Raw genomic sequence first — 18,947 nt, forward strand, 5'->3', positions numbered from 1 at the left:
GTCGGCGCGCACAAGGACTCCGGTGTCCTCACGCTCCTGTGGGTCGAACCGGGCAAGGGCGGCCTGCAGGTGGAGCGCGACGGCGAGTGGGTCGACGCTCCCCCGGTGCCCGGCGCCTTCGTGGTCAACATCGGCGAGCTGCTCGAGTACGCCACCCAGGGGTATCTGCGGGCGACGAACCACCGCGTGATCTCGCCGCGGTTCCCCGACGAGCGCATCTCGGTGCCGTTCTTCTTCAACCCCGCCCTCGACGCGCGGCTGCCCATCATCGAGCTCCCCGCGGAATTGGCCGCCGAAGCCCGCGGCGTCGAAGACGACCCGACCAACCCGATCCACGCGACGTACGGCGAGAACGCCCTGAAGTCGCGTCTGCGTGCCCACCCCGACGTCGCCGAGCGCTGGCATCCCGACCTGGTGGCCGCGCGCGCGGCATCCTGAGGCTCGTCTCCCGCAAGACGCCTGCGCGGAGGCGCGTGCGCACACAGGCGTGCGCGCGCCTCGGCGTGTTGCGCTCGGCATCCGGCAACGACGAAGGCCGCCCCACACCGTGGGACGGCCTTCGAGAAAGCGATATACGCGGGGTCGCGCTTAGCGACGGAGACCCAGGCGCTCGATCAGCGAGCGGTAACGCGCGATGTCGATGTCCTGGAGGTAGCCGAGCAGACGGCGGCGCTGACCCACCATCAAGAACAGACCACGACGCGAGTGGTGGTCGTGCTTGTGCTCCTTGAGGTGCTCGGTGAGGTCCTTGATGCGCTGCGTCAGCATCGCGACCTGCACCTCGGGGGATCCGGTGTCACCGGGGTGCGTCGCGTACTGTTCGATGATCGCCTTCTTGGCGTCAGACTCGAGCGGCATAGATGGGATCCCCTTTCTCTCATTGCGCGGCGCCCGACGCCTGATGCGTGGGCTCTCTTTATCCGCGGCCGATCAAACGGCAACCGCATGAGTCTACCCCATCCGGATGCCACCACCGAACCGCCGCGGGCCCTCCCGCGCCCGGGACGAGCCGCGTCCCCGGCGGCGTCGATCGGATGACGCACGCCGCCGCTCCCGCGCTATCCGAACCGCGGGCAGGTGCGGTCGCTCGGCGGCGCACCGCGCCCCGTGTGAGAGGGCCGGCATCGGGCGGATGCGATCGCTCGCCGTCGCCCGGCGCCCGGTGTCGGAGGCCTGGCGTAGCCTCGATCCGTGCAGCTCACCGTCCACGTCAAGCCCGGCAGTCGGCGCGGCCCCCTCGTCGAAGACACCGCCGGTGGACTCGTGGTTCACGTGCGCGAACGCGCCGCCGAGGGAGCGGCCAACATCGGGGTCGTCAGAGCTCTCGCCGCGCACTTCGGCGTGCCGCCCCGCGACGTCGAGATCCTGCGCGGGCACACGGCCCGCGTGAAGCGCGTCGAGGTCGACGCGTGAGCGTGCGGCAGAGCGCCTTCATCGACCTGCGCCCCCTGACCACCTCCCCCGCGTTCGCGCGCCTGTGGATCGGCTCGACGTTGGCGGGACTCGGCGGCCAGCTCACCGTGGTCGCGGTCATGCTGCACGTGTTCGAACTGACGCAGAGCACCCTCGCGGTGTCGATGATCGCTGTGGCGGGGCTGCTCCCGATGATCGCCGCGGGCTTGTACGGCGGCATGCTGGCCGACGCGTTCGACCGCCGCACCGTCGCACTGCTGGCGGCCGTCGTCACCTTCGCCTCGACCGCCCTCCTGGCTGTGCTGGCGTGGACCGGCCTCGAGACGGTGGGGTGGCTCTTCGTCCTCAGCGTGGTGAATTCCGCGGCGAACTCGATCGTCATGGCCACGAAGTCGGCCATCACGCCGCGCCTCATCCCCCGCGATCTGCTGCCGGCCGCCGCTGCCCTGCAGGGCGTCACCGTCGGCATCATGGTGATGGCAGGACCTGCCCTCGCCGGCGTCCTGGTGGCCTTCGCCGGGTATGCGTGGACGTACTCCCTCGATGTCCTGCTCATGACCTCACTGTTCCTGGGACTATGGTCGCTTCCGAAACTGCGACCCGAGGGCGACGTCGTGCGCCCGGGCCTGCAGTCACTGCGCGACGGCGTGCGATTCCTGCGCCGCGCTCCCAACATCCGCCTGCAGTACCTGCTCGACATCATCGCGATGACGTTCGGTCAGCCCATCGCGCTCTTCCCGGCGATCGGCGCGGTCCTGCTCGGCGGGGGCGCGATCACCACCGGCGTGCTCACCGCAGCCGTCGCCGCGGGTGCCTTCCTCTCGAGCCTCTTCTCGGGCCCGGTCGGACGCGTACGCCGCCAGGGCCTCGGTATCGAGCGGGCCATCCAGGTCTACGGCCTGTCGATCGGCGCCTTCGGGTGCGTCCTGCTCGCGGCCACGCTGGGCTGGTGGCGTCCCGACATCGTCGACGAGTCGCACGCCGCCGTCGGGCTCATCGTGCTGGCCGCGGTCGTCCTGGCCGTCTCCGGCGCCGCCGACAACGTCAGCGCGATCTACCGTTCGACGATGATGCAGGCGGCGGTTCCGGATGCCATGCGCGGACGCCTCCAGGGCATCTTCATCGTCGTGGTGGCCGGCGGTCCCCGCGTCGGCGCCCTCTACGCGGGGACGCTCGCGACCGTCGCGGCCCTATGGGTGCCGCCCCTGTTCGGCGGCATCCTGATCCTGGCGCTCGTCGGGACGCTCGTGCGCTTCTCCCCCCGTTTCCGGCAATACGACGCGCTGGATCCCCAGCCCTGACGCGGCGCGCTCGCCGCACGCCGCCCCGCGCCCGACGCGGTCCGGACCGGGGTGCGACTGCCGACCCTCGGCGGATTCCGGACGTCTCATCGCCCGGGCCGTGGGGATGTCGGGGGTCGGGCCTAGGGTCGGGAACGTGGCATCCAGTCCCTCTCCCTCCCCCGTCTCGATCGCCGTCCAGTTCGTCCTCGCCGGGATTGTCTGGGGCTCGAGCTTCCTCTTCATCGCGATCGCCCTCACCGGCATGACGCCCGCGCAGGTCGCCGGTGGTCGCCTGCTCTTCGGGGCGCTGGCCCTCGGCGCGATCGTCGCCATCCGACGCGAGCGCCTCCCCCGCGACCGGCGCGTGTGGGGACACCTGTGCGTGCTGGCCGTGACGTTCTGCGCGGTGCCGTTCCTGCTGTTCGCCTGGGCGGAGCAGCACGTGTCGTCGGGCTTGGCGAGCATCTTCAACGCGACGACCCCGATCATGACGGCGATCATGGCGTGGGCGGCGTTCCGCGTCGAGAGTCTCAAGCCCGGCCAGCTGGTCGGCATCGCCGTCGGCATCGTGGGCGTCGTCGTGATCATCGCACCCGGCGCCGTGACCGACGTCGGCAACAGCACCGTGGCGCAACTCGCGCTCCTCGGCGCCACCGCCTGCTACGGGTTCAGCCTCGCGTACGTGCGGCGATTCCTCAGCGACACCGGACTGTCGGGCATCGCGTTGGCCTTCGGCTACATCGGCCCCGCAGCGGCACTGATGCTGGTGCTGTCGCCGTTGATCCTCGCGGAGCCGATGCACCTCACGCCCGCCGTGGTCGGCAGCATCGTGATGCTCGGCATGCTGGGTACGGGCCTGGCCTACATCTGGAACCAGAACGTGCTGCGCGCCTGGGGACCCACCCGGGCGTCCACCGTGACCTACATCACGCCGGTCGTCGGCGTGGCGCTCGGCGTGCTCGTCCTCGGCGAGAAGATCTCGTGGAACGAGCCGGTCGGTGCCGCCGTGGTGTTCGTCGGCATCCTGCTGGTGCAGCAACGGCTGCGGATGCCCCGGCGCGCGAGCGTGTGAGGAAGACGCGCACTCCGGACACGACGAAGGCCCCGGATGCCAGAGCATCCGGGGCCTCCGTGAGGGATCACGCCCGCAGCGACCGCTGCGGAAGGGTCACGCCTGGAGCGCGAGCTGGAGGTCGAGCTCGATGGTGACGTCCTTGCCGACGAGCACGCCGCCGGTCTCGAGGGCGGCGTTCCAGGTGAGACCGAAGTCTTCGCGGTTCACGACCGTCTTGGCGGTCGCGCCGGCCTTGTAGTTGCCCCACGGGTCGGTGCCGAAGCCGCCGAAGTCGAGCGAGAAGGTCGCGGGCTTGGTGATGCCGCGGATCGTCAGGTCGCCGTCGACGAGGAAGTCGCCGTCTTCGAGGCGGATGCCAGTGGAACGGAAGTCCATGGTCGGGTACGTCTCGACGTCGAAGAACTCGGCGCTGCGCAGGTGCTGATCGCGACCCTCGTCCTTGGTGTCGACCGAGGTGACGTCGACGGAGGCCTCGACGGTCGCGTCGTAGGGGTTCTCGGGGGCGACGATCGTGGCGCTCTTGACGCCGAACGTGCCGCGCACCTTCGAGATCATCATGTGACGCACCGAGAAGGTGACCTCGCTGTGGGCGGGGTCGAGGACCCAGGTGCCGGTCTTGTAGCCGGGGATGTCGAGGGCGGTGGTGTCGGTCATGTCACTCCTTGAGGTCTGTGGGAGCCGCGTCGGCGTCCTGACGAGGCCAACTCCCATTCACACGAATGTATTCCACGATCGAGGAAAAAGACGAACCCGAGGGAGCCGCAGCCCCCTCGGGTTCGTGAACGTCGGGTGAAGAAGCCCTGGTCAGCCGACCTTCAACAGGTCGATGATGAAGATGAGGGTCTTGCCGCCGAGGAAGTGTCCGCCGGCAGGGCCGTAGGCCAGGTGCGGCGGGATGACCAACTCGCGGCGTCCGCCGACCTTCATGCCCGGGATGCCGTCCTGCCAGCCCTGGATCAGGCCACGGAGGGGGAACTGGATGCTCTCGCCACGGCCCCACGACGAGTCGAACTCTTCGCCCGACTCGTACTCGACACCGGCGTAGTGCACGGTGACGGTGTCACCGGCCTTGGCCTCGTCGCCGTCGCCGACGATGATGTCGCGGATGACGAGGTCGGAGGGGGCGGGGCCGCTGGGAGCGTCGAACTCGGGCTTGGTGCGATCAGTCATGCTTCCATCCAAGCACGCCGGGGCCCCTCGGAAAGCCCCTGGACAACGACCGGGGGAAAGACTCAGCGCCCGGTGCCGCGGCGATGCCTGCGTGTCTACCGGGCGCTGAGTTGGCCTACATCGATGGTGCGCCCGCTCCGGCCGACTGTCAAGACCCGGCGCGTTCGACTCGACAGCACGGCCGAGCACCAGCGCGCAGAGAACGGGATCACCCCACACCGCGCCTCACGACAGCAGTGTCGTCCGAGCCGCCATCGTGCGCTCGAGCAGGTAGCGCTCGGTCGCCGGTGCGTGCGGATCACGGCCCGACAATGATCGCTGTCGCGCGGCGGCGAGCGCCGTGGCGTCGACGATGAACGTCTTCATCACCGCGGACCGATCGCCGGGGAGGGTGCGTGCCCAGGCCACGGCGGAGCGACGCCCGGGACCGGTGGCGAGCATGTCGACCTCCTGCGGGGTGAACCAACCCGCCGCCGCGTACTCGCCGAGACGGGCCCGAGTCAGCCGGGTCTCTTCACGCCGCAGCGCCAGGATGCCGAGGATGAACAGCACGAACAGCGGCACCTGCAGGGCCGCGTACAGCTCGAAGAAGTCGAAGAACGTGGCCGAGCCGTTCCACAGCGCGTGCAGCACGATCGCACCGATCACCCCGGGGATGCCATAGGCCAACGCTGCGCGCGTGCTTAGTCCGCGGCGGGCGGCGAGGCCGAAGGCGAAGCCCGCGAGGCTGGTGAACATGACGTGCGCGAACGGCGAGAGCACCGCCCGGAGGAAGAAGGTGCTCGCCACCTGCCCCGGCCCGCCCTCGAGGTAGCTGATGGCGAAGTACTGCACGTTCTCGGTGAGGGCGAACCCCGCCCCGATCAGCGCCCCGTAGACGATGCCGTCGACCGGCCCGTCGAACACGCGGCGCGCGAAGGCGAAGATGAGCAGCACCCCGAGCCCCTTCGCGACCTCCTCGACGATCGGTGCCTGCACGACCGCGCCGATCGCCGGCGGGAGCCCGCCGGTCACGAGGCTGATCAGCAGGTCGATGCCCAGCGCGATCACCACCGACGCGACAGCACCCCACGCGACGGCGAAGACGAGCAGCCGCCGCGGCTCGGGTTCCCACCGGTCGATGTAGCGCACCGCGAACCACACGATGACGAACGGGATCGCCGCCAGGATCAGACCGATGAAGGATGCTGCCGTGCCGAGGAACCCGGTGAAATAGCGCACGAGTAGCGCCAGCAGGGGGACGAGCAGCACCGCGATCACCCAGAGCGCCACGCCGCCGCGTCGTGACCGCGGGGGCGCCGCGGAGGCGGGCGCCTGCGGCGCGCTCGAGATGCGGGTGGGTTCACCCGATCCCGGTCGGGAGAACGGCGAGGGGGAGCTCATGCGCACAGCCTAGGGGCGAGCGCCGACACGGCGTCCGGGGCTTGCGAGCTCCCCGGCCGCGCGCCCGTCCGGGTAGCGTGGACGTATGCGCTTCGCCCACGCCCAGTCCCAGGAAGGGGCCGAAGCCCCCCGTCTCGTCTCGGTCCACGACGAGGAGATCGTCTTCGTCGACGCACTCTTCGACGGCGCCCCCGCAACGCTCGAGCAACTGATCGCGGGTGGCGACGCCCTGCTCGACCGCGTGCGCGAGGCCGCGGCCTCGGCCCCGCGGCATCCGCTCTCCGGCATCCGGTACGCCTCGGCCGTCCTCGCTCCCCCCTCGATCCTCGCGGTGGGGCTGAACTACGCGGCCCACTCGGGCGAGCTCGGGCTCAAGACCGACGCGGGACCGACGGTGTTCGTCCTGTGGCCCAACTCGCTCACCGCGCACGAGGCGACCACCTCGTGGCCGCGCGCGCTCAGCGAGGCCGTCGACTACGAGGCCGAGCTCGGCGTCATCATCGGCCGGCCCGGGCGCGACATCGCCGAGGCTGACGCGCTCCGACACGTGTGGGGCTACACGGTGGTAAACGACATCACCGCCCGCAACATCCAGTTCTCCGAGGCGCAGTGGTCGCGCTGCAAGTCCTTCGACGGTTTCACCCCGACGGGTCCGTTCGTGGTCACGGCAGACGAGATCCCCGACCCGCAGGACCTGCACATCTGGACCGTCGTGGACGGGCACACCGTGCAGGATGCCAGCACCGGCCAGATGGTGCGGTCGGTGGCGACGCTGATCCACAAACTGTCCGAGTCGGTGACGCTGCTGCCGGGGACCCTCATCTCGACGGGAAGCCCGGGCGGCGCCGGTTACTCGCGCGACCCGCAGATCTTCCTCCGCGACCGCTCGACCGTGACCGTCGGGATCGACGGCATCGGTGAGCTGACGACCCACTGCCGCATCCTCGACTGAGGCGGCCCCGCCTCCGCGAGACGGCGTCTCACCGACGATAGCGCTACGGCGCGGACGGGACGTCGGCGAGAAGCGGTCTCGGCGTCACGAGAGGCGGCATCCACCGTGATGGGCCGGGACGCATCGTCCCGGCCCATCATCGTTCAGCGGGTCATTCCTCCACGACGCTGTCGGCGGCGCGGACGATCGGGATGGCCGCGGTGACCGCCTGCAGGCCCGACAAGCGTGCGGGCGACAGCTGCTTCGTGACCTCTTCACGGGTCATCAGGCCCGCCTCCACGACGAGGTCGGCGACGTTGCGGTGGGTCAGCAGCGCGGTCTTGGCCAGCGCCGCGGACGCGGCGTAACCGATGAACGGCGTGAGCGCGGTGACGACGCCGACCGAGGAGCCCACCATCGCCCCCAGTCGCTCGCGATTCGCGGTGATGCCGTCGACGCAGTTCACGCGCAGGGTCCACATCGCCTGCCGCATCCAGGTGATCGACTGGTAGATCGAGTGCGCGATGACCGGTTCGAAGGCGTTGAGCTGCAGCTGGCCGCCCTCGACGGCCATGGTCACCGTCATGTCGGCGCCGACGACCGAGAAGGCCACCTGGTTCACGACCTCCGGGATCACCGGGTTCACCTTGCCGGGCATGATGCTGGAACCCGCCTGGCGCGGCGGCAGGTTGATCTCGCCGAGCCCCGCCTGCGGGCCGGATGAGAGCAGCCGCAGGTCGTTGCAGATCTTCGACAGCTTCACGGCGTTGCGCTTCAGCGACGACGAGAACGACATGAAGGCACCGGTGTCGCTCGTCGACTCCACCAGGTCGGTCGCGGTCTCGAGGTCGAGGCCGGTGATGGCCCTCAGGTGCCGCAGCACCGCTCCCCCGTACCCGGCGTGGGCGGTGATGCCCGTGCCGATGGCGGTGGCGCCCATGTTGATCTCGTACATCAGGTAGGCGTTCTCGGTGAGGCGGCTGTAGTCCTCGCCGAGTGTCGTGGCGAAGCCGTGGAACTCCTGACCCAGCGTCATCGGCACGGCATCCTGGAGCTGCGTCCGCCCGACCTTCAGTACGTCGTGGAACTCTTCGGCCTTCGCCAGGAACGACTTCCGCAGCAGCGAAAGCTCTTCGAGCAGACTCTGCAGTGTCAGAGAGAGACCGATCTTGATCGCCGTCGGATAGACGTCGTTGGTCGACTGACTGCGGTTGGTGTCGTCGATCGGCGAGAGGAAGGCGTAGTCGCCCTTCTCTCGGCCCGCCATCTCGAGGGCGATGTTGGTGATCACCTCGTTGGCGTTCATGTTCGTCGAGGTCCCGGCGCCGCCCTGGATGACGCCGACGGTGAACTCGTCGTGGAACTCGCCGTCGATGACGCGCTGGGCGGCGCGGTCGATGAGGTCGGCCTTCGCCTCGTCGAGCACGCCGATCTCGCGATTGGCGCGAGCCGAGGCCTGCTTGACCATGGCGAGGCCGCGAACCAGGTCGGGGTACACCGAGATCGGGCGCTTGGCGATCGGGAAGTTCTCCAACGCACGAGCGGTGTGGATGCCCCAGTACGCGTCGGCGGGGATCTCGAGCGATCCGAGGGAGTCGGTCTCGGTACGGGTGCGCGTCATCGCGTCCAAAGCCATGGGTACGTCCTTGTGGGTGTCACGGCGAGCAGGGATGCCCTGAGCCTAACGACCGCGTCGGGCGGCGTCGGTGGCCGTCGCGGCCTGCCGCCGCATCCGCACCGTCCGGTGCGTCTATTGCATGCCCCCACGCGCCGGCTGCCCACCCGGGGGCGACGGGCAGCGGCTCACCGCTTTCGCGAGAACGCCTCGAGCCGCTCCTTGGCGCTCAAGGCCGCCATGCGCGCCGTCCACTCGGGCGTGAAGAACCCCGCTGCCTCCTCGTCGACGACGGGGACGACGGCGTGCGTGACGGTGTCGTCCCAGACGTGCACGAGGTGGAACGAGCGCCCGGCATCCATGCCGTTGACCTCATCGGCCGGACGGGCGAGATCCATCGTGTAACACGAGGCTGCGGCGACGCTCACGGGGACCCCGGCGAACGTGCCCGATGTCGAGTAGTGCAGGTGGCCGGCGAGGATGGCCCGCACATCGCTTCCCCGGATGACCTCGGCGAGACCGCGCTGGTCGCGGAGCTCGAGGATGTCGAAGAACGGGATGTGCGTGGGCAGGGGCGGGTGGTGCAGGGCCAGGATCGTGCCGAGCGGAGCCGGCTCGGCGAGCTCGCCGCGGAGCCACTCGAGCTGCGCGGCGTCGAGGTCGCCGTGGTGCCAGCCCGGGACCGTGGAATCGAGGGCGATGAGCCGCAGACCACCGAGGTCCCACACGCCGGTCACGGGCTCTTCGCTCGCCTCCGCATCGAGAAGTTCGGCGCGCAGGGCTGGACGTTCGTCGTGGTTGCCGGCCACCCAGACGACCGGCGCCCCGAGACGCGCCGCCCAGGGCTCCACCGCGGCGCGGAGGGCCCGATACGCCTCGGGCTCGCCGAGGTCGGTCAGGTCGCCCGTGAACACCACGGCATCCGGCCGCACACCGGTCGCCTCGGCGGCCTCGAGCGTGCGCCGCAGGTGCCGCGCGGTGTCGTAGCGCTCACCGAGCAGTCGATCGCCGCCCAGCAGATGGGTGTCGCTGAGGTGGAGGATCACGCGCGCAGCGGGCGCGTGCTGACCGAAGTGCACGGATGCCATTCCCTCAGCCTAGGAGGGGGCTCCGACATCGCGTCCGGGGTCAGTGGTTGAACAGGATGAGCAGCAGAGCGCCGAGCACCGCCGACGCGCACACCGCGAAGCAGGCGTAGGCACCGAGGAGCGAGAGGCGCTTCTGCCCGTCGCTCAGCGGATTCTTCCGCGCCGCCTTCGCCACCGCCTTCTCGCCGCGGCGGCGTTGCTTGTCGGTGAGCACGGTGATGGCATCCGTGAACTCCGCCGGGGTGACCAGCGGAGGGCGCCCGCCGCGCACGAGCAGGCGCAGGCCCAGCGCGTAGGACGTGACGACGATCGACGCCCCCACGAGGGCTGCGACGAAGACCTGCAGGAACGCTCCCCAGTCGATGACCATCAGGCGTCCTTTCCGGCCTTGTCGCGGTCGAGCCGGCGCTGATGGCGCGTCGGCCCGGGCTTGCGGGGCACCTTCACCGCCGCTCCCGAGTCGGCGACCTCGCTCATCGCGTTCGCCGACGTGACCGAATCATGGCGCGAGCGCAGGAACAGCCCCAGGATGATGATGACGGCGATCACCGCGTCGACGGCGACACCCCAACCGCCCAGCCACACCACGATCAGCGCGGCGGCCGCCCCCACGGCACCGGCGGCGGGCAGCGTCAGCACCCAGCCGATCATGATGCGTCCGACGGTGTTCCACCGCACGGTCGATCCGCGGCGGCCGAGGCCCGAGCCGATGACCGATCCTGACGCCACCTGCGTCGTCGACAGCGCGAAACCGAGGGCGCTGGATGCCAGGATCGTCGCCGCCGTCGAGGTCTCGGCCGAGAATCCCTGGGCGGGCTTGACGTCGGTCAGGCCCTTGCCGAGGGTGCGGATGATGCGCCAGCCGCCCATGTACGTGCCGAGCGCGATGGTGATGGCGCACGCGAAGACGACCCAGAGCTGCGGGTCTGGGTTCGCGCTGGACTGCCACCCGACGGTGATGAGGGCGAGGGTGATGACACCCATCGTCTTCTGCGCGTCGTTCGTCCCGTGCGCCAGGGCGACGAGCGACGAGGTGAAGATCTGACCCCAGCGGAAGCCGTCCCGCCCGTCGGCCTTCGCGTCGTAGCGACGGGTGACGCCGTACGCGATCTTGGTCACGGTGAAGGCGATGATGCCCGCGGTGAGCGGGGCGATGAGCGCCGGCAGGATGACTTTGCTCAGCACGACGCCGGTGTCGATGGCGCTCGCGCCGACCCCCACAAGCGTCGCCCCGATCAGTCCGCCGAACAGGGCGTGCGACGAACTCGACGGGAGTCCGAGCAGCCACGTGAGCATGTTCCACGTGATCGCGCCGATGAGGCCGGCGAAGATGATCGGCGGGAAGATGTCGGGACTCAGCTGATCTTCGCGGATCATGCCGCCCGAGATCGTCTTCGCGACCTCGGTCGACAGAAAGGCGCCGACCAGGTTGAGGCACGCGGCGAGGAGGACCGCCACCTTGGGCTTCAGCGCACCGGTCGCGATGGGCGTGGCCATCGCGTTGGCGGTGTCGTGGAAACCGTTGGTGAAATCGAAGAAGAGTGCCAGCACGATGACCAGCACGATGATGAGGGCTGCGCTCTCCACCGTTCGCTTTCCGTGAGAAGGAGGAAGGGATGCCGACGAAATCGGCGTGACGAACGAAGAGTTCACCTGGAGTTCGACACTCGTTCACCGAGGTCACGACGTCATCCTTTCATCGGCGGGGGCGGTGGTCAAACGCGCACGGATCGCGCCGCCCGGCCCGATGTCGGGACGGCGCAGTAGCGTGGAACGGTGACCGACCTCCCGCACCAGCCGACCCCACCCGTCACCGAACGCCGCTCCGCGGCGCGCACGCACCACGGCGACACCTTCGACGACCCGTACGAGTGGCTCCGCGCGAAAGACGACGCCGAGGTCATCGCCCACCTCGAGGCCGAGAACGCCTACACGTCGGCGCGCACCGCCCACCTCGCACCGCTGCGCGACACCATCTTCGGCGAGATCAAGGGCCGCACCCTCGAAACCGACCTCTCGGTGCCCGCCCGCCGGGGCGACTGGTGGTACTACGGCCGCACGGTCGCGGGCGCGCAGTACGGCATCCAATGCCGCGCTCCGCTGGACTCCCCCGACGACTGGACCCCGCCCACCCTGTCCCCCGATCGCCCTGTACCCGGCGAGCAGGTGCTGTTCGACGGCAACGTCGAGGCCGAGGGCAACGAGTTCTTCTCGCTCGGCAGCTTCGAGATCACGAACGACGGCACGCGCATGCTCTACGGCATCGACGTCGCCGGCGACGAGCGCTACACCGTGCGCGTGCGCGACCTCGTCTCGGGCGAGACGCTCCCCGACGAGATCCCCGGCACCTTCTCGGGTGCATCGTTCTCGCCCGACGGCCGCTTCATCGTCTACACGACCGTCGATGACGCCTGGCGCCCCGACACCGTGTGGCTGCACGAGATCGGCACCCCCGTCGACGCCGACGTGAAGCTCTTCCACGAGAGCGACGACCGTTACTGGGTGGGCGCCGACTTCACGCGCAGCGATCGCTTCCTCGTCATCGAGATGGGCTCGTCGATCACGTCGGAGGAATGGCTGCTCGATGCCGACGACCTCCGCGGCGAGCCGCGGGTGGTGTGGCCGCGACGCGACGGCGTCGAGTACTCGTCGTCCCACGCCGTCGTCGACGGCGAAGACGTTCTCTACATCCTTCACAACGACGGCGCGCTCGACTTCGAGCTCGTGCGGGTCTCGGCATCCGATCCTCAGGGTGCGCGGCAGACCGTCATCCCGCACCGCACCGGGCACCGCCTGCTCGGCGTCGACACGTTCCGCGACTGGGGTGTGGTCGGCTACCGCCGCGACGGCCTCGCCCGCCTCGGCATGCTGTCGTACACCGACGGCACGGTCGACGAGATTCCGTTCGACGAGCCGCTGTACAGCGTCGGCACCGGCGGGAATCCCGAGTGGGCTCCTCCCGTGCTGCGACTGGGCTACGGATCGTTCGTCACTCCCGGCACCGTCTACGACTACGTCATCGACAGCGGCGAGCTGGTGCTGCGCAAGCGACAGCCCGTGCTCGGCGGCTTCGACCCCGCCGACTACGGTCAGGCGCGCGTCTGGGCACCCGCCGACGACGGAACCCGTGTGCCGGTGTCGCTGGTGTGGAAGCGCTCCTTCGGCGAGCCCGGGGCGACCCCCCGGCCCGTGCACCTGTACGGGTACGGCTCTTACGAGCACTCCATCGAGCCCGGCTTCTCGGTGGCCCGGCTGTCGATGCTCGACCGTGGCGTCGTCTTCGCCGTCGCGCACGTCCGCGGCGGCGGCGAGATGGGACGTCAGTGGTACGAAGACGGCAAGCTCCTGGCCAAGCGCAACACCTTCACCGACTTCGTCGCGGCGGCGCGTCACCTGGTGTCCGAGGGCTACACGACCCCCGACCGCGTCGTCGCAGAAGGCGGCAGCGCCGGCGGGCTGCTGATGGGCGCCATCGCCAACCTCGCTCCGGAACTGTTCGCCGGCGTCCTCGCCGACGTCCCTTTCGTCGACGCGTTGACCACGATCCTCGACCCCTCCCTCCCCCTCACCGTCATCGAGTGGGACGAATGGGGCGACCCGCTGCACGACGCCGACGTGTACGCCTACATGAAGTCGTACTCGCCCTATGAGAACGTCCGCGAGGGCGTCGAGTACCCGCGCATACTCGCCGTGACGTCCCTCAACGACACCCGTGTGCTGTACGTCGAGCCCGCGAAGTGGGTCTCGCGCCTCCGCGAGGTGGGCGCCGACGCGCTGCTGAAGTGCGAGATGGTGGCCGGTCACGGCGGCGTGAGCGGCCGCTACAACGCGTGGCGCGAGCGCGCGTTCGAACTCGCGTGGCTGCTCGACGTGCTGGGCCTGGCGGAGTAAGGGCCGCTAAGGGAACCTCGTCCCATTTATCGCGGTGCGTGTCCCAAAAAGTGTCGGCCCAGCACACTCCAACCAGCCATAAGTGGGACGAGGTCTCACTGACCGGGCCGCCAGCCCGCCCTGACCAACGCGTCTCTCACGAGAGCGACGGCGGGGGCACCATCCCCGCGAAGGTGGTGATTCAGGATGCGGACGTGGTCCCAGCCCGCGTCTCGGATCGCCGCCCAACGGTCGGCATCCCGGGCGAACTGTCGGGCATCTTCTGCGTGCACCCGCCCGTCGTACTCGACGGCGACCCGCCACGCGGCGAATACGAGATCAATCTCGGCGACGAAACTCCCTCGCGTCGAGAAGATGTCGACGTTGACGTCCGGCTCCGGTAGTCCACAGCGCACGAGCAACAGACGCAGGTGGGTCTCGCGCGGCGACCTCACCCCCGGACGGGCGAGAGTGAGGGCCCGACGCAGGACGCCACCCCGGACGTCGCCCATTGTGGCTACCTCCGCATCCAGGTCGGCGACGGAGGCGATTGCCTTCGGGCCCGCCAGAAGCGCGTCAGCCCCCGCGACGAGATCATCCAGACGCCACAGCCGACCACACTGCCGCCACGCGCGCACCGCGTTCTCGATCGGCATCCCCTCGGGTCCCGCTTCGATGGCCGGTTCCCTGGTCTGCAACCGATGTCCGACGACGCCGTGCGTGCGAGGTTCACGTGCGGGGCGGTGTGTCGACACGTGGACACGCGGCAAGTAGGGCCATTCCGGTGTGCTGAGGCCCCTCAAAGCGAACACCGTCTCGTGGCTGAAGAATTGCCCTTCGGCCAATCGGGGTGCATAGGCCCGGCATCGGTCGAGCATGGTGTCGTTTCCGGGAGATCGTGAACGCACCCCATGGAAAGGGGTCACGAGGTCGGAGGCGCGCAGCCGACCCCTGCTCGCGCCCATCTCGCGTGCGTCGGCGACGCGGAAGCGTTCGGGCAGGTCGTCTGGTAGGGGGTGGCGTCGGGTCATGCCCCAGGATCCCGAACGACCTCGCTCATGTCGGCGGCATCCACACCCCTCTCGCCTCAGCCGAGGTCTGTGGAGGACCCGCCTCCTTCTGTCGCCCTCCGCCAGACGGTGTCCCACTTATGGCGGGTAGAGGGCGATCTGACCTACCGAAATGGGGACATCTACCGCTCAAAGTGGGACGAGGGGTGCGCGCGCGCTAGCCGGACCGCACCCGAGCGCGCACGGAGGGCGTCAGGCAGCGCACGGTTCACCCCGCCCCTGCAACGCCGTCGGCACGACTGAACCGCGGCGGTCCGGCGACGTGCAGGCGAACGCCGCGACGCCCCGCCCCGCGCAAGCGGGACGGGGCGTCGAAAGCTCGCGCGCTCAGCCGAACAGCGCGGCGGCCTCCTCGTAGCGGTACAGCGGAACGCTGTTGAGCTCGCCGAGGGCGTCGCCGAAGGGGACGCGCACGATGTCGGTGCCGCGCATCGCGACCATCTGGCCCCACGCGCCCTCGTGCAGCGCGTCGGCAGCGTGCAGACCGAGACGCGTGGCGAGCACGCGGTCGAAGCCCGACGGCGAACCGCCGCGCTGGATGTGGCCGAGCACCGTGGAGCGGGTCTCGATGCCGGTCAGACGCTCGATCTCGGGCGCGAGCAGCTCACCGATGCCGCCGAGTCGCGGGCGGTTGAAGGCGTCGAGGCCCTTGTCGCTGAAGGCTTCGTCCATGCCGGTGAGCTTGAAACCCTCGGAGACGACGACCAGGGGCGCGCGGCCGCGGTCGTGAGCCCGGGTGACCTGCTCGACGATCTCGTCGATCGACATCGGCACCTCGGGAATGCAGATGACGTGCGCGCCCGCGGCGATACCCGCGTGCAGCGCGATCCAGCCGACGTGGCGGCCCATGACCTCGGCCACCATGCAGCGCTGGTGCGAGTCGCCCGTGGTGCGCAGGCGGTCCATGGCATCCGTGGCGATGTTGACGGCGGTGTCGAAGCCGAACGAATAATCGGTGGCGCGCAGGTCGTTGTCGATGGTCTTGGGGACGCCGAGCACGTTGATGCCGTCCTTCGACAGGCGGTCGGCCGCGGCGAGAGTGCCCTCGCCGCCGATGGCCAGGATGCCGTCGATCCGGTGCCCGTAGAGCGTCTTGGAGATGTTCTCGGCGCCGCCGCGCGCGCCCTCGTACGGGTTGGTGCGGCTCGTGCCGAGGATGGTGCCGCCCACCTTGGACAGGCCCTTCACCTCATGACGCGTGAGGGGGAAGAAGTCGCCGTCGACGACGCCACGCCACCCGTCGCGGATGCCGACGAACTCGATGTCGTAATTGGTCGTGCCCTTGAGCACGACGCCACGGATGACCGCGTTCAGCCCGGGGCAGTCGCCGCCGCTGGTCAGGATGCCGATCTTCATGGGCAGAGTCCTCTAGTGCTGTTGTTCGGGTGGAGGTGACGGCGCCGTTGCCGTCTTCGACCCTATCGCCGCGGGCGCAGCCGCTGCCACACGGTGACGACGGGCGGGCGGATACCGCGATCTCGACTCCGGGCCCGCTCGGCTCCGCCACTGTCGGCGAGCACAGGCGATCGCGCCGAAGCAGGCTGTCCCGGGCACGGCTCATCCTGTTCTCAGCCGATCCCCTGTTCTCGCGCCGGCGAACCTCGCGGAAAGTGGATGCCATCGCCCCGGCGCCGGGGCACGCTCGTGCTCCGCGCACGGCGAGCACAGGCGATCGCGCCAGAACAGGCCGTGCCAAGCGCGGCTCATCCTGTCCTCGACCGATCCCCTGTTCTCGCAACGTCCAGACGCGCGACCCGGGGACGCGAACGCACGAACGCCCCGGCGCCGAAGCGACCGGGGCGTTCGCGAAGAACCGACTCAGGCCTTGCCGAGTGCCTGTCGCAGCAGGTGCATGAGCGCCGAGAGCTGCACCGAGTCGCTCGAACCGGGCTCGATCGACTGGCCGTCGAGGGCGCGCTGCGCGAGTCCCTCCTTGGAGTCGATGAGTTCGGCGATCTTGGTGTCGATCGTGTGCGCGGCGATGATGCGCCACGCGGTCACGGGCTCCCCCTGGCCGATGCGGTGCACGCGGTCGATGGCCTGCGTCTGCTCGGCGGCCGTCCACGACAACTCGGCGAGCACCACGTTGGACGCCGCCTGCATGTTCAGGCCGACACCGGCGGCGGTCAGCGAGCACACCGCGATTCCCACGCCGGGGTCGCTGTTGAACGCGTCGATGGCGGCTTGACGGGCGGTCGAGGTCTGCTCGCCGCGCACCGACACGGACTTCAGACCCGAGGCCTTGAAGTGGGCCTCCGCGGCATCCATGACGTCGATGTGCTTCGCGAAGAAGACCACCTTGCCCACCGAGCGCTGCAACTGCACGGCGTAGTCGGCGGCGAGGTGCGCCTTGGCCTGACCGATCCGACGAACCATGGTGAAGACGTTCTCGCTGCCCGAACCCGCAGCCTTCGACTCCTCGAGTTCGCCGTGGGCGACGAGACGCACGATGTCCTCGTCGATCGCGCCGGCGGCGAGACCTCGATCGCCGCGCGCCTCGATGATGCGGCGGTACTTCGCCGCGAGGCGGGCGCCGAGTTCGCGTTCGGCCTGGCGGATGGAGCGACCGAATTCATCGTCGAGCTCGACGGGCAGGTCGGCGACGAGCTTGTCGGGCAGGTCGGCGGCGACGTCCTTCTTCTTGCGCCGCACGATTCCCATCGAGATCACGGCCTCGCGGGCCTCGGGGTAGAACGCCTTGTCGGCGGGCGTCAGGCCCGTGGCATCCAATTTCTCCATCAGCTCGGGACCGGGCTTCTCGCCGTTGGTCCACCCGAGGAACCGCCAGATCGCGTCGAAGTCCTCGACGTCGTTGATCAGGGGGGTACCGGTGAGGGCGAGCATCAGTGGATCGCGTGTCTGCTGACGGACACGGGATGCCAGGGCCAGCACGTTCTGCGAGCGCTGCGACGTGAGGTTCTTGATGAAGTGCGCCTCGTCGACGACGACGCCCTTGAGACCGATCGACGACAGCCACGACAGGTGCCGGTCGAGGATCTCGTAGTTGACGATGAAGATATCGGCGAAGGCGTCGATGTCGGCACCGCCGCCCGAGATGACGGTCGCGCGACGCTGCGGCGTCCAGCGCTGCACCTCGCGGGCCCAGTTCATCTTGACGACGTTGGGCACGACGACCAGCAGCGGATAGGCGTCGGCGACGCTGGCGGCGAGCACCGACTCGGCGGTCTTGCCGAGGCCGGGTTCGTCGGCGAGCAGGAACGACCGGTGACCGGTGCGGACGGCTTCGAGGAAGCGCGACTGGTGCGGCATGACCTCGAGCCCGCGCGGCGACAGCCTGTCGAACTCGGGGACGGGCGGCAGTTCCATGCTCGCCGCCGAACCGCCGGCGCCGATCTCGAACGCCTTGTAGAGGGGGCCCATGAGCTCCCACCCGTCGAGGCGGCGGCGCGGGGCATCACCGCTCGTGCGCGGAGTGAGGTCGGGCGGCAGGAACGGATTGGCCATCTGGCGTGCCTCGATGGATGCCGGGATGACCTGCTTCTCGGCGAGCGACGCCGGCACCACGGGGGCGATCTTGGGCGCGTTGTCGGTGATGATGAGCTCATCGGGCGGCAGGTCTGAGCCGGCCTCGAGCAGCCAGTCGCGGCGCATGCGGCGGGCGACGGGAGAAGTCGCCTGATCGACCTCGAGCAGCTGGATCAGCGAGGTGTCGCGGGCTGCCGTCTTGGCGAGGATCGTGGCGACCCCGTCAAGGCGCTTGAGCAGCTCGGCGCGGGCGGCGTCGGTGATCTCGGTGTCGGCCTTGACCCGGGCGCGTTCTTCGCGCACGAGGAAGGCGATCACCTGGAACTTGACGCGGTTGGTGGGCCCGAGCTTGCCGCGCTGCGCCTTCGCCTCGACCTCGCGCACCTTGCGGGCGAGGATCGGGATGACGGGGGCTTCCTCGTCGCGTCGGGATGACGTGGTCTTTCTGCGCCGCTGGGTCGAGCTACGGGCGGCGGTTGCCGTGGTCGGCATGCTCCTCCTGAGCGTGTCGTCCGGAATCTCGTCCCGGAACGTTCCCGGCCTGGGCCGGTGGATCAGTGACC

At 69.6% G+C, this 18,947-nt stretch carries 17 protein-coding genes; 6 read left to right on the forward strand and 11 right to left on the reverse strand.

All coding sequences use genetic code 11. The annotated features are described in order from the left end of the window. On the forward strand, window positions 1-438 hold a 438-nt coding region (locus RWP81_RS04965; RefSeq protein WP_314452959.1), incomplete at its 5' end, for a 2OG-Fe(II) oxygenase family protein. A gap of 150 nt (window positions 439-588) precedes the next feature. Here the strand turns inward: RWP81_RS04965 and rpsO are convergent. After that, window positions 589-858 (reverse strand): 30S ribosomal protein S15, encoded by a 270-nt coding sequence (gene rpsO / locus RWP81_RS04970; protein WP_055835040.1) that lies wholly within the window; start codon window positions 856-858, stop codon window positions 589-591. Between the two features lie 333 nt (window positions 859-1,191). Between rpsO and RWP81_RS04975 the strand changes: the two genes are divergently transcribed. The 3 genes from RWP81_RS04975 (at window position 1,192) to RWP81_RS04985 (ending at window position 3,768) form a co-directional block, all read left to right on the forward strand. Continuing rightward, a complete protein-coding gene (locus tag RWP81_RS04975) occupies window positions 1,192-1,413 on the forward strand; it encodes a DUF167 domain-containing protein (RefSeq protein WP_314452966.1) in 222 nt (73 codons plus the stop codon). Then, a complete protein-coding gene (locus RWP81_RS04980; protein ID WP_314452968.1) occupies window positions 1,410-2,714 on the forward strand; it encodes an MFS transporter in 1,305 nt (434 codons plus the stop codon). The genes RWP81_RS04975 and RWP81_RS04980 overlap by 4 nt, the downstream gene beginning before the upstream one ends. A gap of 136 nt (window positions 2,715-2,850) precedes the next feature. Beyond that, window positions 2,851-3,768 carry a DMT family transporter gene (locus RWP81_RS04985; RefSeq protein WP_314452971.1) on the forward strand — a complete coding sequence of 306 codons (918 nt, stop codon included), beginning with the start codon at window positions 2,851-2,853 and terminating at the stop codon, window positions 3,766-3,768. Window positions 3,769-3,864: 96 nt separating this feature from the next. Here the strand turns inward: RWP81_RS04985 and RWP81_RS04990 are convergent, their stop codons facing one another. From RWP81_RS04990 to RWP81_RS05000, 3 genes are all read right to left on the reverse strand, one after another. Continuing rightward, window positions 3,865-4,425, reverse strand: a complete 561-nt coding sequence (locus RWP81_RS04990; protein ID WP_285137810.1) for a YceI family protein — start codon at window positions 4,423-4,425, stop codon at window positions 3,865-3,867. Window positions 4,426-4,575: 150 nt separating this feature from the next. Further along, the gene (locus tag RWP81_RS04995) at window positions 4,576-4,941 is read right to left on the reverse strand and encodes an FKBP-type peptidyl-prolyl cis-trans isomerase (protein ID WP_314452976.1); all 366 of its coding nucleotides are present in this window, start codon (window positions 4,939-4,941) and stop codon (window positions 4,576-4,578) included. Window positions 4,942-5,166: 225 nt separating this feature from the next. Next, a complete protein-coding gene (locus tag RWP81_RS05000) occupies window positions 5,167-6,324 on the reverse strand; it encodes a PrsW family intramembrane metalloprotease (protein WP_314452978.1) in 1,158 nt (385 codons plus the stop codon). 85 nt (window positions 6,325-6,409) lie between these two features. Between RWP81_RS05000 and RWP81_RS05005 the strand changes: the two genes are divergently transcribed. Continuing rightward, window positions 6,410-7,276, forward strand: a complete 867-nt coding sequence (locus RWP81_RS05005; RefSeq protein ID WP_314452981.1) for a fumarylacetoacetate hydrolase family protein — start codon at window positions 6,410-6,412, stop codon at window positions 7,274-7,276. 151 nt (window positions 7,277-7,427) lie between these two features. On the opposite strand, the gene RWP81_RS05010 is transcribed toward RWP81_RS05005, so the two are convergent. The 4 genes from RWP81_RS05010 to RWP81_RS05025 form a co-directional block, all read right to left on the reverse strand. After that, window positions 7,428-8,891 (reverse strand): aspartate ammonia-lyase, encoded by a 1,464-nt coding sequence (locus RWP81_RS05010; RefSeq protein WP_314452984.1) that lies wholly within the window; start codon window positions 8,889-8,891, stop codon window positions 7,428-7,430. 167 nt (window positions 8,892-9,058) lie between these two features. After that, complete coding sequence (locus tag RWP81_RS05015) at window positions 9,059-9,958, reverse strand: phosphodiesterase (protein WP_314452987.1); 900 nt, start codon at window positions 9,956-9,958, stop codon at window positions 9,059-9,061. A 40-nt stretch (window positions 9,959-9,998) separates the two neighbouring features. Then, on the reverse strand, window positions 9,999-10,328 hold the full coding sequence (locus RWP81_RS05020) for a peptidase (protein ID WP_314452990.1): 330 nt from the start codon (window positions 10,326-10,328) through the stop codon (window positions 9,999-10,001). After that, window positions 10,328-11,545 carry an anion permease gene (locus RWP81_RS05025; RefSeq protein WP_314452993.1) on the reverse strand — a complete coding sequence of 406 codons (1,218 nt, stop codon included), beginning with the start codon at window positions 11,543-11,545 and terminating at the stop codon, window positions 10,328-10,330. Before RWP81_RS05025 ends, RWP81_RS05020 begins: the two co-directional genes overlap by 1 nt. Before the next feature lie 189 nt (window positions 11,546-11,734). On the opposite strand from RWP81_RS05025, the gene RWP81_RS05030 reads away from it, so the two are divergent. Then, window positions 11,735-13,849: a S9 family peptidase gene (locus RWP81_RS05030; RefSeq protein WP_314452996.1), complete on the forward strand. Its 2,115-nt coding sequence runs from the start codon at window positions 11,735-11,737 to the stop codon at window positions 13,847-13,849. A 95-nt stretch (window positions 13,850-13,944) separates the two neighbouring features. On the opposite strand, the gene RWP81_RS05035 is transcribed toward RWP81_RS05030, so the two are convergent. The 3 genes from RWP81_RS05035 to RWP81_RS05045 form a co-directional block, all read right to left on the reverse strand. Beyond that, a complete protein-coding gene (locus tag RWP81_RS05035; RefSeq protein WP_314452999.1) occupies window positions 13,945-14,484 on the reverse strand; it encodes a hypothetical protein in 540 nt (179 codons plus the stop codon). Between the two features lie 741 nt (window positions 14,485-15,225). Next, complete coding sequence (locus RWP81_RS05040) at window positions 15,226-16,254, reverse strand: 6-phosphofructokinase (protein WP_055957966.1); 1,029 nt, start codon at window positions 16,252-16,254, stop codon at window positions 15,226-15,228. A gap of 462 nt (window positions 16,255-16,716) precedes the next feature. Continuing rightward, complete coding sequence (locus RWP81_RS05045; protein ID WP_314453002.1) at window positions 16,717-18,876, reverse strand: DEAD/DEAH box helicase; 2,160 nt, start codon at window positions 18,874-18,876, stop codon at window positions 16,717-16,719. Between the last annotated feature and the right edge of the window lie 71 nt (window positions 18,877-18,947).

The organism is uncultured Microbacterium sp. (assembly GCF_963521695.1).
Classification (GTDB): Bacteria; Actinomycetota; Actinomycetes; order Actinomycetales; family Microbacteriaceae; genus Microbacterium.

Coding starts and splice junctions, on each gene's coding strand:
- RWP81_RS05035 (WP_314452999.1), bottom strand. CDS start 14,484: ATGCCGATCGAGAACGCGGTGCGCGCGTGGCGGCAGTGTGGTCGGCTG.
- RWP81_RS05020 (WP_314452990.1), bottom strand. CDS start 10,328: ATGGTCATCGACTGGGGAGCGTTCCTGCAGGTCTTCGTCGCAGCCCTC.
- RWP81_RS05040 (WP_055957966.1), bottom strand. CDS start 16,254: ATGAAGATCGGCATCCTGACCAGCGGCGGCGACTGCCCCGGGCTGAAC.
- RWP81_RS05000 (WP_314452978.1), bottom strand. CDS start 6,324: ATGAGCTCCCCCTCGCCGTTCTCCCGACCGGGATCGGGTGAACCCACC.
- RWP81_RS05005 (WP_314452981.1), top strand. CDS start 6,410: ATGCGCTTCGCCCACGCCCAGTCCCAGGAAGGGGCCGAAGCCCCCCGT.
- RWP81_RS04995 (WP_314452976.1), bottom strand. CDS start 4,941: ATGACTGATCGCACCAAGCCCGAGTTCGACGCTCCCAGCGGCCCCGCC.
- rpsO (WP_055835040.1), bottom strand. CDS start 858: ATGCCGCTCGAGTCTGACGCCAAGAAGGCGATCATCGAACAGTACGCG.
- RWP81_RS05015 (WP_314452987.1), bottom strand. CDS start 9,958: ATGGCATCCGTGCACTTCGGTCAGCACGCGCCCGCTGCGCGCGTGATC.
- RWP81_RS04990 (WP_285137810.1), bottom strand. CDS start 4,425: ATGACCGACACCACCGCCCTCGACATCCCCGGCTACAAGACCGGCACC.
- RWP81_RS05045 (WP_314453002.1), bottom strand. CDS start 18,876: ATGCCGACCACGGCAACCGCCGCCCGTAGCTCGACCCAGCGGCGCAGA.
- RWP81_RS05010 (WP_314452984.1), bottom strand. CDS start 8,891: ATGGCTTTGGACGCGATGACGCGCACCCGTACCGAGACCGACTCCCTC.